Origin of the sequence: Allobosea robiniae, assembly GCF_900102525.1 — a bacterium.
Lineage (GTDB): Bacteria > Pseudomonadota > Alphaproteobacteria > Rhizobiales > Beijerinckiaceae > Allobosea > Allobosea robiniae.
In genome coordinates this window covers 429,159-444,745 of sequence record NZ_FNBZ01000002.1, presented here as the reverse complement: position 1 = coordinate 444,745, position 15,587 = coordinate 429,159, and the positions used below count along the sequence as shown (strand labels likewise).

The 15,587-nt window shown below is 66.7% G+C and carries 13 protein-coding genes and 1 tRNA gene; 7 read left to right on the top strand and 7 right to left on the bottom strand.

Annotation, left to right across the window (positions count from 1 at the left end; translation table 11 throughout):
- Nucleotides 1-78: 78 nt before the first annotated feature.
- Nucleotides 79-507 carry a GlcG/HbpS family heme-binding protein gene (locus BLQ70_RS07775; RefSeq protein ID WP_091856502.1) on the top strand — a complete coding sequence of 143 codons (429 nt, stop codon included), beginning with the start codon at nucleotides 79-81 and terminating at the stop codon, nucleotides 505-507.
- A gap of 158 nt (nucleotides 508-665) precedes the next feature.
- Entirely contained in the window at nucleotides 666-1,727 is a 1,062-nt protein-coding gene (locus BLQ70_RS07770; protein WP_061966851.1) for an NAD(P)/FAD-dependent oxidoreductase, read from the top strand.
- 256 nt (nucleotides 1,728-1,983) lie between these two features.
- Here the strand turns inward: BLQ70_RS07770 and BLQ70_RS07765 are convergent, their stop codons facing one another.
- Nucleotides 1,984-4,479, bottom strand: a complete 2,496-nt coding sequence (locus tag BLQ70_RS07765) for a YfhO family protein (RefSeq protein WP_139163501.1) — start codon at nucleotides 4,477-4,479, stop codon at nucleotides 1,984-1,986.
- A gap of 304 nt (nucleotides 4,480-4,783) precedes the next feature.
- A complete protein-coding gene (locus BLQ70_RS07760; protein WP_091856500.1) occupies nucleotides 4,784-6,019 on the bottom strand; it encodes a urate hydroxylase PuuD in 1,236 nt (411 codons plus the stop codon).
- Between the two features lie 240 nt (nucleotides 6,020-6,259).
- Between BLQ70_RS07760 and uraH the strand changes: the two genes are divergently transcribed.
- The 3 genes from uraH (at nucleotide 6,260) to BLQ70_RS25575 (ending at nucleotide 8,272) form a co-directional block, all read left to right on the top strand.
- Complete coding sequence (gene uraH / locus BLQ70_RS07755) at nucleotides 6,260-6,613, top strand: hydroxyisourate hydrolase (protein ID WP_061966848.1); 354 nt, start codon at nucleotides 6,260-6,262, stop codon at nucleotides 6,611-6,613.
- 6 nt (nucleotides 6,614-6,619) lie between these two features.
- Nucleotides 6,620-8,044, top strand: a complete 1,425-nt coding sequence (puuE, locus tag BLQ70_RS07750; RefSeq protein WP_091856499.1) for an allantoinase PuuE — start codon at nucleotides 6,620-6,622, stop codon at nucleotides 8,042-8,044.
- Between the two features lie 69 nt (nucleotides 8,045-8,113).
- A complete protein-coding gene (locus BLQ70_RS25575) occupies nucleotides 8,114-8,272 on the top strand; it encodes a hypothetical protein (protein ID WP_162766440.1) in 159 nt (52 codons plus the stop codon).
- A 3-nt stretch (nucleotides 8,273-8,275) separates the two neighbouring features.
- Here the strand turns inward: BLQ70_RS25575 and BLQ70_RS07740 are convergent, their stop codons facing one another.
- Nucleotides 8,276-9,679 (bottom strand): SNF2-related protein, encoded by a 1,404-nt coding sequence (locus BLQ70_RS07740; protein ID WP_091856497.1) that lies wholly within the window; start codon nucleotides 9,677-9,679, stop codon nucleotides 8,276-8,278.
- 136 nt (nucleotides 9,680-9,815) lie between these two features.
- Between BLQ70_RS07740 and BLQ70_RS07735 the strand changes: the two genes are divergently transcribed.
- Nucleotides 9,816-11,204 carry a M20 family metallopeptidase gene (locus BLQ70_RS07735; protein WP_091856496.1) on the top strand — a complete coding sequence of 463 codons (1,389 nt, stop codon included), beginning with the start codon at nucleotides 9,816-9,818 and terminating at the stop codon, nucleotides 11,202-11,204.
- Between the two features lie 5 nt (nucleotides 11,205-11,209).
- Here the strand turns inward: BLQ70_RS07735 and BLQ70_RS07730 are convergent, their stop codons facing one another.
- Entirely contained in the window at nucleotides 11,210-11,467 is a 258-nt protein-coding gene (locus BLQ70_RS07730) for a hypothetical protein (RefSeq protein ID WP_061966844.1), read from the bottom strand.
- A 225-nt stretch (nucleotides 11,468-11,692) separates the two neighbouring features.
- Here BLQ70_RS07730 and BLQ70_RS07725 point away from each other — a divergent pair, with 225 nt between their 5' ends.
- The gene (locus BLQ70_RS07725; RefSeq protein WP_091856495.1) at nucleotides 11,693-12,031 is read left to right on the top strand and encodes an RcnB family protein; all 339 of its coding nucleotides are present in this window, start codon (nucleotides 11,693-11,695) and stop codon (nucleotides 12,029-12,031) included.
- Between the two features lie 88 nt (nucleotides 12,032-12,119).
- Here the strand turns inward: BLQ70_RS07725 and BLQ70_RS07720 are convergent.
- From BLQ70_RS07720 to BLQ70_RS07710, 3 genes are all read right to left on the bottom strand, one after another.
- Nucleotides 12,120-12,195: transfer RNA gene (locus BLQ70_RS07720), tRNA-Lys, on the bottom strand.
- Nucleotides 12,196-12,334: 139 nt separating this feature from the next.
- Nucleotides 12,335-13,612 carry a solute carrier family 23 protein gene (locus BLQ70_RS07715; protein ID WP_210184254.1) on the bottom strand — a complete coding sequence of 426 codons (1,278 nt, stop codon included), beginning with the start codon at nucleotides 13,610-13,612 and terminating at the stop codon, nucleotides 12,335-12,337.
- Between the two features lie 204 nt (nucleotides 13,613-13,816).
- The gene (locus tag BLQ70_RS07710) at nucleotides 13,817-15,394 is read right to left on the bottom strand and encodes a 2-isopropylmalate synthase (RefSeq protein WP_061966841.1); all 1,578 of its coding nucleotides are present in this window, start codon (nucleotides 15,392-15,394) and stop codon (nucleotides 13,817-13,819) included.
- Between the last annotated feature and the right edge of the window lie 193 nt (nucleotides 15,395-15,587).

Here is a 15,587-nt window from a genome sequence, read left to right as displayed (position 1 = left end):
GCAAAGCGGACCCCACCGGCCTTTCCCGCACCTCTCGCGGCTGGCAAGAACGTCGCTGACGAAACCGGAGTTCTCGCCATGCTGACCCTCGCCCAGGCCCAGACCATTCTCCAGACCGCGCTGGCCCACGCCGAAGCCGCCGGCTTCAAGCCGCTCGCCATTGCCGTTCTCGACGCGCGCGGCGCGCAGAAGGCCTTCGCCGCTCAGGACGGCACCAGCCTGAAGCGTGGCGAGATTGCGCTCGGCAAGGCGCATGGCGTGGTCGCGCTCGGCCTGGGTTCGCGCGCCCTCCACAAGATGGCGCTGGATCGGCCCTATTTCGTGGAAGCGGCGACCCATGCCGTCGGCGGTTCGCTGGTGCCGGTGCCCGGCGGCGTGCTGATCCGCTCGCCCGAGGGCACAGTCCTCGGCGCGGTCGGCATCTCCGGCGACACCTCCGACAATGACGAGGCCGCTGCCTGCGCCGGCATCGCCGCAGCCGGGCTCAAGGCCGATACGGGAGCCTGATTCCGCTACCGCGGCCGGGGGAAAGAGAAGGCTTTTCCCCTCCCCCCGGTCGCTCCGCTGTTTCAGCACTTTGCACTTGCAAACCGGCCTTCGAAGCCTCATGTCCTGCGCGCGAGTTCGTTAAATCGGACAGTTTGGACCGGCTCGAAGGTAGAATCATGAGCGACGCGGCTGCCGCCAACGAAAACGAAGTCATCACCACCGACGTCGTCATCGTCGGCGCCGGCCCCTGCGGCCTTTTTGCCGTCTTCGAGCTCGGCCTGCTCGATATCCGCGCGCATCTCGTCGACATCCTGCCGAAGGTCGGCGGGCAATGCGCGGAGCTCTATCCGGAGAAGCCGATCTACGACATCCCCGGCTTCCCGATGGTCACCGGCCAGGCGCTGGTCGACAACCTGCTCGAGCAGATCAAGCCGTTCGGGCCGACTTTCCATCTCAACCAGATGATCGAGGCGGTCGAGCCGACCGGCACGCAGGAGGCGCCGCGCTTCCGCGTCACCACCGATGCCGGCACCGTGTTCGACACCAAGAGCGTGATCATCGCCGCCGGCGGCGGCTCCTTCCAGCCGAAGAAGCCGCCGATTCCCGGCATCGAAGGCTATGAGAACGGCTCGGTCTTCTACGCCGTGCGCAAGATGGAGGCCTTCCGCGGCCGCAACATCCTGATCGTCGGCGGCGGCGATTCCGCCCTCGACTGGACGCTGAACCTCCAGCCGATCGCCAATCGCGTCACGCTGATGCACCGCCGCGACGATTTCCGCGCCGCGCCGCATTCGGTCGAGCAGATGCGCAGCCTCGTCGCCGACGGCAAGATGGACATGAAACTCGGCCAGGTCACCGGGCTCAAGGGCGAGAACGGCAAGCTTGAGGCGGTGGTCTGTCGCGGCACCGACAACGAGCCCTTCGACATCGCCTGCGATACGCTGCTGCCCTTCTTCGGCCTGACGATGAAGCTCGGCCCGATCGCCGACTGGGGCCTGAACCTCAACGAGAACCTCGTCCCGGTCGACACCGAGAAATTCGAGACCAGCGTGCCCGGCATCTTCGCCGTCGGCGACATCAACACCTATCCGGGCAAGCTCAAGCTCATCCTATCGGGCTTCCACGAAGCCGCGCTCTGCGCCCAGAAGGTCCACCGCTACGTCTATCCGGAGAAGCGGCTGACCTTCCAGTACACGACCTCTTCCAGCAGCTTGCAGAAGAAGCTCGGCGTCGCCTGAGCGGGGCGTTTCGGACGATTGCCTGTCATCCCGTGCGCGCCGCAGCGTGAAACGCTGCTGCGCAGACACGGGACCGCGTGACGCTTGGGGCTCCCGTCCTTACGGCCTCCGCATGGGCGCCTTTTCCGGGAAACGGTCCCGTGTCTGCGCAGCGGCATTCACATGCCTCAGCGCGCACGGGATGACACCGCTTGCTTGAAAGCAGAGCTCGCAAGATCAGAGGACGATGAAAGCCGCGGCCCCCGCCGCGGCTTTTTCAATGCGCGATGGCGTCGCCGGGGATATGCGCGGCGGCCGTGCCGTTGCGCGCCGGCGGAACCTGGGCGGTGCCCAGACCCAACGAATTGCGGACGCTTTCGGACGGCCCCGCCAGCTTCGGCATCTCGCCCGGCGCGGTGACGATCTGCGGCTCGTCATGCCTTGGCGCCGGCGGCAGCATGTCATCCGGCTCCTGCGGTTCGATCCGCGCCCTGAGCTCTGCCAGCGCGCCCCAGAGCGGCTGGAAGCTGAAGCGCACCTTGTGCGTGCCGGCCGGTACCTGCACCGCACGGAACAGCACGTTGGCCCGCAGGATCTCGCTCTCGACGCCGTCGACCTCGGCCTTCCACCAGGGATGCCAGATGTCGTTGAGCACGACGAAGCCGGCGACAGGCGTCGTGACCTCGATCTCGACCTGGGCATTGCGATAGCGCGTCAGCTTGACCTCGGCCTGGGTCGCGACCGGCCCCTCCGGCGTCGCGACGGGTGGCTCGACATCGAGCAGGACGGCCTGCGTCGGGTCGGTCTCCGGCCAGCGGCCCGACAGCTTCATGCTCTCGAAATCGGCGAACTGCCAGCCGCCGACGAACTGCACGCGCGGCAGGGCTCGCGGGTTTTCGTAGACATAGCCCTGCTTCGTCCGGGCGATCAGGGTGAGATCGTTCTCGCCAAGGTTGTGGTCGACCTGCTCGATCGGAATCGGCGAGGCGATGTAGCGCAAGCCCAGCAGGTTCGCGAGGCGGCAGCGATAGGACGGGAAGAGCGGGGTGAACTTGCGGTCGGCCGGCCTGGCGATGCCGTCGCCCGTGCCGACAGCCTCGGAGAAATCCTCCAGCCGCAGCGGATTGTAACCGAGCGTGTGGTCGAAGCCGTGAACCATGCCGGCATTCGGCCATTCGAAGCCCATGCCGAGCAATTCGACCCGGTCGCGGCGCGGCGAGCCCTCGGGCTGGGAGGTCAGGTGCTTCAGGAGCGCGATGGTGTCGTTCTTCGTGCCCGGCTCCAGCACGTCGTAGAGCTGCGGCGCGAGCGCGGTCGATTCGTTGGGGCCGTTGTTGACTCCGAGATCGGCGGCGACGACGCCGGTGACCAGGACCGCCGCGGCGGCAGTGCCGAGCGCCCCGCGCCAGCGCTGCAGGATGAAGAACGCTCCGCCCGCGACCGCAAACCAGCCGAGCGCCATTGCGACCGGCTTCCAGGCATCGGCCAGGTGCCCCCAGCCGCGCGAGACCGCGAGCGCGAGCACGAGCGTGCCGAGCACCAGACCTGCCCCGATCAGCATGTCGCGGCGGAACGAGGTTCCCGCCTCCGCCGTCAGGATGCGATGCAGCACATAGCCCGAAAGGATCGCTGCGATGCCACCGATCAGGAAGGTCGCGTCGGCCGGCCGGCGGAACTGCTTCACGCCAGGAAGGTATTCATAGGCGAGATGGAACAGCGGCGTGTAGCGACCGAGCGCGAACAGCACCATGAAGGCCAGCATCAGCGTCAGCGGGCGGACGGACTTGTCCCAGAGCCAGCCGCGCGTCAGGCCGGGCGCCAGCAGCAGCAGCAGCGGCAGCGCGCCGAAATAGACCTGCGCCATGTTCTGGGAGAGATAGAGCACCTGCGGATTGCCGTACGGGCCCCAGAATTCGACGGCCGGGTCCTTGGCGCCGAACAGGTCGCCGACGAAGGCGGACAGCAGCGACACCGGATGCAGCGAGCCACGGCCCGCGAACGCGAAATCGATCTCGGGCCGCGTCGTCGCCTCGGCGAAGAGCCAGGTCCAGATCAGCGGCATGGCGATGACGGCGAGGCCGACCACGCTTGCCGCGGTGATCGGCAGCAGGCTCGCCTTGAAGGCCGCCCAGCCGCCGGAGATCCAATGCGCCACCACCATGGCGATCAGCACATAGCAGGCGAGCAGCGCGACCTGGTCTGGCTCCAGCACCATCATGCCGGCGGCAAGGCCGGCGAAGACACCGGACAGGACGGATGAACGTTGCAGCATCCGCGCCGTCAGCCAGAAGGCGATGGCGAAGAAGGCATAGCTCGCGATCTGCCCGACATGCTGGACGCGCCAGGCCGCCGACGCACCGAAGGCGAAGACCAGCGCCGCCATCAGCCCGCCGGCCGCATGCCAACCGCGATCGCGGAAGAACAGGATGAGCGCGAGCCCGCCGGCCAGCAGATGCGCCAGCACATAGGCATCGACCTCGCGGAAGCTCGGTTCCGGCGAGATCAGCGCGAGCAGGATCGCGGGCGAGAAGATCAGCGATTGCGGATCCGCGATCTGCGGCGAACCGGCAAAGACGTTGTGATTCCAGAAGGGCGACTGGCCGGTATGGATCGCGTTGGCGAGGAACTGCACCTGCGCCTGGAAATGCGCCTTGGCGTCGAACGGAATCGTCACCGCCCCCGAAAGCCAGGGCCAGCACAGGATGCCCCATGCCACGACGAAACCGATGGCCGCCAGCAGGTAACCGGCGCCCCTTGCATCCACGCGTCTCAACTGGACCCCCACGGTCCTCGGCACGAACGGTCCCGTTCTGGGATCCTGTCTCCAGCCCTGGCAGTGGCCGGACCATGACGCCGCGTACCTGAACCGAATCTGAACGCGATCACGCGTCCGTGAGCGGAGCGCCTGACAGGCTGAAGAAAACGGAAATGGGATGTGTGAAGGACGGGGTCACGGCGCCCCGAAGCACGCATCCGTCATGGTCGGGCTTGTCCCGCCCATCCACGTCTTCGTTGTTCAAGGGATGTGTTCAAGGCTTGGATGCTCGCCACAAGGGCGAGCATGACGGCGCAACGCCTCAGCGCGCGGCAGCGAGCCAGCCCGCCAGTGCCTTCCGCTCGGCCGGGGTCATCCCGGAGAGGTTGTTCGGCGGCATCGCATGGGTCATCACGGCTTGCGTCCGAATGGCGCGGGCATGGATCGCGATCTGCTCGGGCTCATGCAGCAGCACACCCTTCGGCGCGACCTGGATGCCCGGCCAGGACGGCTCCGGCGCATGGCACATGGCGCAGCGCCCGGTCACGATGTTCGAGACTTCGGTCGGCGGCAGTGTCATGCCCGCCAGCAGGACGGGTTTCGTCGCCTCGCCAGCCTTCAGGCCGAGCTGCTCGCGCCCGCCCGGCGAGGACGACATCGCCACCCAGAACGCGAGCCAAAGCGCCAGGATCGCCACCGCCCAGCACCACCAGGGCGATTTCGCGTGGTCCGCATGCCGGATATTGAAGAAATGCCGGATCAGCGCTCCGGCGACGATCACCAGCGCCACCAGCAGCGGGATCACGCTCGAATTGGCGTAGGTCACCGGATAATGGTTCGACAGCATCAGGAACAGCACCGGCAGGGTGATGTAGTTGTTATGCGTCGAGCGCTGCTTGGCCGCCTTGCCGTATTTCGGATCGGGCTTCTCGCCCGCGACCAGCGCCGCGATCACCGTCCGCTGGCCGGGCATGATGTTGAAGAAGACATTGGCGGTCATGATCGTCGCCATCAGCGCGCCGGTGTGGATAAGCGCTCCGCGCCCGGAAAACACGTTGGCGAAGGCCCAGCTCGCCGCGACGACATAGCCGAAGCCGACGAGGCCCAGCCACACGTCATGCTTGCCGAGCGGCGACTTGCAGAGCAGGTCGTAGACCAGCCAGCCGACCGCTAGCGCCGCGATGCCGATCGCGCCCGCCGCCAGGGGCGACAGCTGCATCACCGCCGGATCGATCAGGTAAAGCTCCGACTGCGCGTAATAGACCCAGACCAGCAGGAAGAAGCCCGAGATCCAGGTCCAGTAGCTCTGCCACTTGTGCCAGGTCAGCTCGGCCGGCATCACGGCCGGCGCGACCATGTATTTGCGCATCTCGTAGAAGCCGCCGCCATGGACCTGCCAGGCACGCCCGCCGGTGCCCGGCGGAATGTCGTCGGCCGCCTTCAGCGAAGCGTCGAGATGGATGAAGAAGAAGGAAGCGCCGATCCAGGCGATCGCCGTGATGACATGGAGCCAGCGCAGCATCATGCCGCCCCATTCCATCAGATAAGCTGCAAGCATGGCGCTGCGCTCCGCGAGGGCTGATGATCGTCCCGAATCCGGAAGATACGGCTTCGAAGGCGGAAACTAGCCTGCTTTCGCCGTCTCTGAAATCGCCCCCGCGCCGACCTTCCGGAAAAACGATCCTGGCGAACATGCTGCTATCGATTTTCGCGCCGGTCGCTTTACAGTCGCGAAGGTCCGTGGCCACGCCGGAATCGGCGCCCGCCGGATATCGACGCCTTCAGGAGAAGCCGGCGCATGGGACATCTTTCGACGCATGTGCTGGACACGGTCAACGGTCGCCCGGGCGCCGGCATCGCGGTGTCGCTGGATCGGCTCAGGGCCGACGGCACGCGCGAGCGGCTGGCCGAGGCCGTGACCAATGCCGATGGCCGCACCGATTCAGCTTTGCTCTCGGGAACGCTGGTGCCCGGCACTTATGAACTGACCTTCGCGATCGGCGCCTATTTCCGCGGCCTCGGCACCGCCTTGCCGCAGCCCGCCTTCCTCGACCTCGTCCCCGTCCGCTTCGGCATTGCCGAGCCGGAGGGGCGCTACCACGTCCCGCTCTTGGCCTCGCCCTGGAGCTACTCCACCTATCGCGGCAGCTAGACGATCATGAGCCAGCCCCCCTATCCGCGCGACATGAAGGGCTATGGCCGCGCCGCGCCGCATCCGCATTGGCCGGGCGAGGCCCGCATCGCCGTCCAGTTCGTGATCAATTACGAGGAAGGCGGCGAGAACTGCATCCTCCATGGCGATGCGGCGTCCGAGGCCTTCCTTTCCGAGATCGTCGGCGCCGCGCCCTGGCCGGGCCAGCGCCACATGAACATGGAGTCGATCTACGAATACGGCTCCCGCGCCGGCTATTGGCGGCTGTGGCGGATGTTCACGCAGCGGAACATGCCGGTCACCGTCTTCGCCGTCGCCAGCGCGCTCGCCCGCTATCCCGAGATCGTCGGCTCGATGCAGGAAGCCGGCTGGGAGATCGCGACCCACGGCCTGAAATGGATCGACTATCGCGATACGCCGAAGGAGCGCGAGCGCGCCGATATCCTGGAAGCGATCCGCATCCAGACCGAGCTCGCGGGGACACGCCCGCTCGGCTGCTATCAGGGCCGCACCTCCGAGAACACCATTCCCCTGACGATGGAGGAAGGCGGCTTCCTCTACACGGCCGACGTCTATGCCGACGAACTGCCCTATTGGCTGAACGGGCCGAAGGGTCCACAGCTCGCCGTGCCCTACACGCTCGACGCCAATGACATGCGCTTCGCCACGCCGCAGGGCTTCAACACCGGCGAGCAGTTCTTCACCTATCTCAAGGACTCGTTCGACACGCTCTATGCCGAGGGCGAGACCGCGCCGAAGATGATGTCGATCGGCCTGCATTGCCGCCTCGTCGGCCGTCCCGGCCGCGCCGCCGCGCTCGCCCGCTTCCTCGACTATGTCCAGAGCCATGACCGGGTCTGGGTCGCGACAAGGCTCGACATCGCCCGTCATTGGGTCAGGACGCAGCCGCCGGCTGGCGGTTATGTACCCTCGAAGCTGCCCAAGGCGCTGTTCACCGAGGTCTTCGGCCGCGTCTGGGAGCACTCGCCCTGGATCGCCGGCGCCACCCATGACGCCGGCATCGGCGCGGGCCACGACACGGCGGAAAGCCTGCATGCGGCGATGGTCTCAAGCATGCGCAAGGGGTCAGCCGAACAGCAGAAGTCCCTGCTCACCGCCCATCCCGACCTTGCCGGCAAGCTCGCGGCGGCCGGCGAACTCACACCTGAATCGACGCAGGAGCAGGCCGGCGCCGGGCTCGACCGCCTCAGCAGCGACGAGCGCGTCCGCTTCACCGCGCTGAACGAGGCCTACAAGGCCCGCTTCGGCATCCCCTTCATCATGGCGGTGAAGGGCGCGACCAAGGCCCAGATCCTCGCCGCCTTCGACGCGCGCCTCAAGAACACGCCCGAGCAGGAATTCGCTACGGCGCTGGCCGAGGTCGAGAAGATCGCGCTGTTCCGGCTGAAGGAATTGCTGCCGCCGGGCTAAGCCCGCCCAGACTGGAACCGTCCTTCGATCGCGGCGTTGATGGTGCGCTATCGAGGAGGGTTTCCGTTCGTGTTCCGACTGCTTCTGGTCATCATCGTGCTCGTCGTCGGCTATGACGCGGTCGTCCATCAGGGCGCCTATACGCGCGACGCCTGGAACAGCATCGTGCGGTTGACCAGCTCGTCGGTCGAGGGCGCCAAGGAACTCGGTGAGCGCGCCCGCAACTGAGCTTTACGCGGCCGCCCGCCCCTCGACGATCCCGGCGATCGCCTCCAGCATCCGTGTATCGTCGCCCGCCAGCCCCTCCATCGCCGCCATGCGCTGGATTACCGTGCCGGCGATCGCCTCCTCCACCGTGTCCTCGGCATAGGCATAGAAGATCGTCGCGTGCTGGCCGTCGCGATGGCAGCGGCCCTCGATCTGCTGGAGCTGGATCGCGCTGTGGCGCATATCGTGGATGACGAGCGCCCGCTCGCGCTCACCGCCCGGCATCTCGCCGCGATGCAATGAGATCGACTCGGTGACGGTGAAGATCACCGCATCGAGCAGCCCGGTCTGGAAGGCGATCCGCGTCTCCTCGTTCTGCGCGCCCGAGCGTTCGCCGTTGATCTCGGCCGTGCGCCAGCCGCGCCCGCGCAGCGTCTCAGCGAGCATCGCACTGGTTTCGAGGAAGGCGACGGAAATCGCCACCTGCTCGTCATTACCCAGCAGGTCCTCGCAGAAATCCGCCGTACCGGGGATGCGCAGCAGGCTCGCCTTCTGGCGGAAGCGCAGATCGGCGGCCCAGCCCTGCGGCTTGCGCGTCGAGCCGCCGGCCAGCCCCAATTCCTTCCGGAACTCGCGCCAGGTCGCGTCATAGAGCTTGCGTGCCGCCGTATCGAGCGCGACCGGCGCCAGCTCCCGCTGCACCTCAGGCCAGCCCGCGATCTCCTCCGGCCGGCGGCGCAAGCCGATGGCGTTCGCGCCGCGATAGAGCAGATCAGCCATCACCTTCCTATCGGCCTCGTTCGGCTCCCAGCTCCAGTTCTTCCAGCGCCCCTTGGCCCTGCCGATCTTCAATCGCTTCATCAGCACGCGAAAGCCGTCGAGATCGGCCGTGGGCATGCCCGCCGCCTTGGCCAGCAACCCCGCGAGATAGGACAGTTCATGCGGCGACTGGCCGGCCGTCGCGCTCATATAGATCGTGAAATCGGCGGCCTCCGCCATCTGGCGGCAAACCAGCCCCTGCTGCGAGTTCGGATTGCGGATGCGGTGCGCCTCGTCGATCACCACGAGCGGCCAGGCACGCTTGGGCCGGCCATGCTTGGCGATCTCGTTGTTCTTCGCCCGCGTCGAGCGCTTCTTGCTGTCGGCAACGGGGGCGAGCAGCGATTTCGTCTTCTCGAAATTCATCAGCGTCACGCGCTTCGCCGGCAGGCCCGACAGCGCCATCGTCCGCCGCCATTGCGGGATCGCGCCCTTCGGGCAGATCACGAGCACCTCCGCCTCCGGCATGGCAGAGAGCGCGAGCCAGGCCGAGAGCGTCTTGCCGAGGCCGGTGAGGTCTCCCAGCAGGAAGCCGGCCGCGCCCTTCGCCCGCGCCGCCAGGATGGCGTCACGCGCGACGAGCTGGTGCGGATGCGGAATCATCGTCATGCGGCGGGAAGAGCCCTGTCGATCGGTATGGCGCCCGCCCTGCCTCGTGGGCATAACGCGCCCGGCTCTCTTGGCACTGGCGCTGGCCTCCGTCCACCGGCACTGTGCCGGCCACTTATTGGGAGACGACAAGACCATGACCCGCGCGCAGGCGATCGCGAAAGCTCAGGACTATTTCGATTCAGGCCGGATGAAGACCGATCTCGGCCGGCTCATCGCGACCCCCACCGAAAGCCAGAATCCAGACCGTGCTCCCGTGCTGGGCGAATATCTCGACAAGGAGATGCAGCCCCTGCTCGAATCGCTCGGCTTCACCTGCCGCATCCTGACCCATGCCAAGGCACGCGGCCCCTTCCTCTATGCCGAGCGCATCGAGGACCCCGCCCTGCCGACTATCCTCGGCTACGGCCATGGCGACGTCATCCGCGGCCTCGACGCGCAGTGGAGCGAGGGCCTCTCGCCGTGGAAGCTGGTCGAGCGTGACGGCCGCTGGTACGGCCGCGGCGTCGTCGACAACAAGGGCCAGCACCTCATCAACATCAACGGCCTGCGCGCCGTGCTGGAGACGCGCGGCAAGCTCGGCTTCAACGCCAAGTACCTGATCGAGATGGGCGAGGAATCCGGCTCGCCGGGCCTACGCGAGCTCTGCGAGGATGAGGCCGAACTGCTCAAGGCCGATATCCTGATCGCCTCGGACGGGCCGCGCCTCAATGCCGAGCGCCCCACCGTCTTCCTCGGCGCCCGCGGCGTCATCACCTTCGACCTGCAGATCAAGGCGCGCGACGGCGGCCACCATTCCGGCAACTGGGGCGGCATCCTCTCCGATCCGGCGATCCAGCTCGCCCATGCCATCGCCTCGATCACCTCGCCCACCGGCCAGATCCGCATCCATGAATGGGTGCCGAAGGAACTGCCCGATGGCGTGCGCCGCGCGCTCGCCGATTGCCAGATCGATGGCGGCCCGGGCGGCCCGACCATCGATCCGAACTGGGGCGAGCCCGGCCTCTCCCCCGCCGAACAGGTCTTCGGCTGGTGCTCCTTCGACGTGCTGGCGATGAAATCCGGCGTCCCGGAAACCCCGGTCAACGCCGTGCCGCCGAGTGCTTGGGCCCGCGTCGCCTTGCGCTTCGTCGTCGGCATCGATCCGCGCGACGTCGCCCCGGCGCTCCGCCGCCATCTCGATCGCCATGGCTTCGACATGGTCGAGATCGTCATGCCCGGTACCGAGCGCTTCGGCGCGACGCGGCTCGACCCCGACGATGCCTGGGTCCGCTTCACCATCGATTCGATTGCCGAGAGCACCGGCAAGAAGCCGGCCCTGCTGCCCAATCTCGGCGGCTCGCTCCCGAACGACATCTTCGCCGAGATCCTGAAGCTGCGCACGATCTGGGTGCCGCACTCCTATCCTGGCTGCTCGCAGCACGCCCCGGACGAGCACCTGCCGGCCGCCATCGCCCGCGAGGGCCTCGTCGCCATGGCCGGGCTCTACTGGGATATCGGTTCGGGCAACGCCCCGAAGGTCTAAGCGGACTATTCCTGCGGCTGGCGCGGATCGCGCCCCGGCGGCAGATCGATCGGCGTCGCCGGGGGAGCCTCCGGCGGCGCATTCGGCGGCAGTTCCGGCGGTGGCTCAGTCGGGATGCCCTGTGGCTCCTCGTCCGGTGGCGATTCGACCGGCGGAGCCGGCGGCACCTCGCCCGGCGTCAGGGGCGGCGCCTCGGGTGGCGGATCGGGGATGGCGGGCGTATTGCCAGGCGCGGCCGTGAGGCCTTGATCGAATTGCATCATGCGAAAACTGTCCTTTCGGACAGGAACGCCCGAGCCGCCGAAAGGCTCCCCCAACCCCGGAAAACGCCACTCCGTCAGAGCAACGCCAAGCGCGGTCAAGCAACGATCGAAATTGAAAAACTCATTACAGCTTACAGGAACATTACAGAGAATTAATCCAACTATTCATCTCCCGTTTAATGACGATGCTTCACGATAACTCCATCGAGAACAGGAGATATCGTTATGAAAAAAATTATCGCCTCTGCAATCGCGGGCGCTTTTCTACTCGGAGCAACCGCCCCCAGCTTCGCTCAGTCTTACCGGGCACAGCATCACGGCCCCGCTCGTCACGGCCCGGTCCATGTCGAGAAGCATGTGACGAAGAAGGTCATCGTCCGCAAGGATCGTTGGGCGCGCGGGCATGCCCTGCCCCGGCAGTACCGGCAGAGCTATGTGCGGGATTATCACCGCTACCACCTGCGTGCGCCGGGCCGCGGCCAGCGCTGGGTCAGGGTCGATAATCAGTTCATTCTGATCAACAGCATCACGGGCATGATCGCGGCCCTCGCCGCGGCCCGCTGAGCCCGGCACGATGCGGAACGGGCGGCGGCAGCACATGCCAGCCGCTCGCTTCAGCGAGGTGTCCGTTCAACGATGTTTGGAATGGTCGTGGTGGGTGATGTAGGGCTCGAACCTACGACCCGCTGATTAAGAGTCAGCTGCTCTACCAACTGAGCTAATCACCCATACGCCACGAAGCGCCGCCGGTCAGCGGCGTTAGCCGCGTCAGGCAGGGGGCGTGTAGCAAAGGCCCCGCCCCCTGTCCACCCATCCGTGACAGATTTTTCATACGCGGCCGGAATAGCCCGGCCGCGCTGTGGATTGTCAGGCCGTGCGGCGGTTCAGCAGGTGATAGAGCACGATCGCGCCGAAGGTCGCGGTGCCGATTCCACCGAGCTCATAGCCGAAGATCGGCAGCTTCAGGTCGCCGGCGCCGAGGATCAGCGCGGTCGCCACCGTGATCAGGTTCTTCGGCTCCGAAAAGTCGACCTTGTTCTCGACCCAGATCCGGCCGGCGGTCGCCGCGATCAGGCCGAAGACCACGACGGCGAGGCCGCCGAGCACCGCGACGGGGATGGTGCCGATCACCGCGCCGAACTTCGGCGAGAAGCCAAGCAGCAACGCGATGATGCCGGCCGCGACGAAGACCAGCGTCGAATAGACCCGGGTCACCGCCATCACGCCCATGTTCTCGGCATAGGTGGTGACGCCCGTGCCGCCGCCCGAGCCGGCGATCATGGTGCCGAGACCGTCGGCGAAGAAGCCGCGCCCGATCAGGCGATCGAAATTGCGGCCCGTCATCACCGAGATGCCCTTGATATGGCCGAGATTCTCCGCGACCAGGATGATCGCGACCGGCACGATCAGCGTGATCGCCTTCATCTCGAAGACAGGCGCCACGAATTGCGGCAGGCCGAACCAGGCGGCCGCGCCGATCTTGCCGAAATCGATCGTCGGCGCACCGAAGCTCGATGCCGTCAGCGCATAGAGGATGTAGGCGGCAAGCCCACCGATCAGGATCGGCAGGCGCTGCGGCAACCCGCGCGCATAGACTGCAACCAATGCGACCGCGACGACCGTGAACAGCGCGATCCATTTCGTGTAGGGGCTGGCCGAGATCATGCTGATCGCGACCGAGGTCAGGTTGAGGCCGATCGCGGCCACCACCGCACCGGTCACGACCGGCGGCAGCAGCTTCTCGATCCAGGCGGTGCCGACGCCCTGCACGATCAGGCCGATCACGGCATAGACCGCGCCGCAGGCTATGATGCCGCCGAGCGCGACGCCGATATTCGGATTGGGGCCGGAGCCGGCATAGCCGGTCGCGGCGATGACGACCCCGATGAAGGCGAAGGAGGAGCCGAGATAGCTCGGCAGCTGCCCGCGCGTGATGACGAAGAAGAGCAGCGTCGCCAGCCCTGAGAAGAAGATCGCGACATTCGGGTCGAAGCCCATCAGCACCGGCGCCAGCACCGTCGAGCCGAACATGGCGACGACATGCTGCAGGCCGGCGACGACCGTCTGGCCGGTCGGCAGCCGCTCGTCCGGCATCACGGCGCCGGAGGTTTTCAGTGTCCAGTTCGGAAAATAGCCCATCGGCATCGCGCTCCCCAGGGTCGCCGGGGGAGCGACCGCACCGGACGTGCAGATGAGAGCAAAACGCGGGCCGGCGCCAGATCGCAGCGGCGTCATCCACCGGAATCGCAGGGGATCAGCTTGCAGCAGCGCTGTCATCCCGTGTCTGCGCAGCAGCGTTTCACGCTGCAACGCCACGGGATGACACCCTTTCCCGGAGGCGCCCCTCGCTTACTCCGCAGCCTGCGCGTGCAGGCGGCCGCCCCGCGCGATCAGCTTGTTGAGCGCGGCGAGATAGGCCTTCGCCGAAGCGACCAGCGTATCGGGATCGGCGCCGCGGCCGGTCACCGACGAGCCGTCGCGCGACAGCCTGACGGAAACCTCCGCCTGCGCATCGGTGCCCTCGGTCACCGCATGGACGTCGTAGAGCTCCATCGTCACCTCATGCGGCACGATCGCCTTGATCGCGTTGAAGATCGCGTCGATCGGGCCGTTGCCCTCGACCTCCTCGGTGACATGCTTGCCCTCGACATCGAGCTTCATGGTCGCGCGCTGCGGGCCGCGCGTGCCGGCGATCACGGTCAGCGATTCCAGCTTGATGCGGTCATGGGCGGTGGCGATGTTCTCGTCGACCAGCGCCTCGATATCCTCGTCGTAGACATGCTTCTTGCGGTCGGCCAGCGCCTTGAACCGGGTGAAGGCGTCCTCGAGCTGGTTGTCGCCCAGATCGTAGCCCATCTCCTTCAGCTTCGAACGGAAGGCGGCGCGGCCCGAATGCTTGCCCATCACCAGCGAGGTCTTGGTCACGCCGACCGATTCCGGCGTCATGATCTCGTAGGTGGTGTTGTTCTTCAGCATGCCGTCCTGGTGGATGCCGCTCTCATGGGCGAAAGCGTTCCGGCCGACGATCGCCTTGTTGTACTGGACCGGGAAGGAGCAGGCGGTCGAGACGGCCTTGGAGACGCGCATCAACTGCGTCGCGTCGATGCCGGTGTCGTAGGGCAAGACGTCGGCGCGCACGCGCAGCGCCATCACGATCTCTTCCAGCGCGGCATTGCCGGCGCGCTCGCCGATGCCGTTGACCGTGCATTCGACCTGCCGGACACCACCCTCGATCCCCGCCAGCGAATTCGCGACGGCCAGGCCCAGATCATTATGGCAGTGCGCCGAGAAGATCGCCTTGTCGGCGTTCGGCACGCGCTCGCGGACGGCCTTGAACATGGCGCGATACTCGTCCGGCGTGGCATAGCCGACCGTGTCGGGCAGGTTGATCGTAGTCGCGCCGGCTCTGATCGCAGCCTCGACCGTGCGGCAGAGATAGTCGATCGGCGTGCGGGTGGCATCCATCGCCGACCATTCGACATCCTCGACCAGATTGCGCGCCTGGGTCACCGTCCCGGTGATGATCTCCAGCACCTGCTCCTGCGTCTTGCGCATCTGGTGTTCCAGATGGATCGGCGAGGTGGAGACGAAGGTGTGGATGCGCGGCTTCACCGCATGGCGCACCGCCTCGCCGGCCCGGGCGATGTCGGCGCTGATGGCACGGGCGAGTCCGGCGACGGTCGCGCGCTTCAGGCGGCGGGCGATCTCGGACACCGCCTCGAAATCGCCGTCGGACGCGATCGGGAAGCCGGCCTCGATGATGTCGACGCCCATGGCGTCCAGCATCTCGGCGATCTCCAGCTTCTCCTCGAAGGTCATGGTGGCGCCGGGGCACTGCTCGCCGTCGCGCAAGGTGGTGTCGAAGATCAGGACGCGGTCCTTGTCCGAGGGCTTCTGGACGGAGCCGGACTGGGTCGGGTTGGTCATGGTTCTGCTTCCGGGTGTCGGCGCGCCGCGGAATTTTGGAAAAGGCGGGCGCTGGGTTTTCTGTCGGCGGTTCTCGTCACTCCCCTGAGCGCCCAGGCAACATGCCCGGCCGGCCCTCAGGGGCAGCTAAGGAGAAGAAGGCCAAGAAGCGAGAACGGAGCGCGAGCGCGCATGCCGACGACCTGCGCAGCGG

Bases quoted from the DNA above. Each gene is read 5' to 3' on its own strand.
- BLQ70_RS07775 (WP_091856502.1), top strand. From the start codon at position 79: ATGCTGACCCTCGCCCAGGCCCAGACCATTCTCCAGACCGCGCTGGCC.
- BLQ70_RS07770 (WP_061966851.1), top strand. From the start codon at position 666: ATGAGCGACGCGGCTGCCGCCAACGAAAACGAAGTCATCACCACCGAC.
- BLQ70_RS07760 (WP_091856500.1), bottom strand. From the start codon at position 6,019: ATGCTTGCAGCTTATCTGATGGAATGGGGCGGCATGATGCTGCGCTGG.
- uraH (WP_061966848.1), top strand. From the start codon at position 6,260: ATGGGACATCTTTCGACGCATGTGCTGGACACGGTCAACGGTCGCCCG.
- puuE (WP_091856499.1), top strand. From the start codon at position 6,620: ATGAGCCAGCCCCCCTATCCGCGCGACATGAAGGGCTATGGCCGCGCC.
- BLQ70_RS07740 (WP_091856497.1), bottom strand. From the start codon at position 9,679: ATGACGATGATTCCGCATCCGCACCAGCTCGTCGCGCGTGACGCCATC.
- BLQ70_RS07735 (WP_091856496.1), top strand. From the start codon at position 9,816: ATGACCCGCGCGCAGGCGATCGCGAAAGCTCAGGACTATTTCGATTCA.
- BLQ70_RS07730 (WP_061966844.1), bottom strand. From the start codon at position 11,467: ATGATGCAATTCGATCAAGGCCTCACGGCCGCGCCTGGCAATACGCCC.
- BLQ70_RS07725 (WP_091856495.1), top strand. From the start codon at position 11,693: ATGAAAAAAATTATCGCCTCTGCAATCGCGGGCGCTTTTCTACTCGGA.
- BLQ70_RS07715 (WP_210184254.1), bottom strand. From the start codon at position 13,612: ATGCCGATGGGCTATTTTCCGAACTGGACACTGAAAACCTCCGGCGCC.
- BLQ70_RS07710 (WP_061966841.1), bottom strand. From the start codon at position 15,394: ATGACCAACCCGACCCAGTCCGGCTCCGTCCAGAAGCCCTCGGACAAG.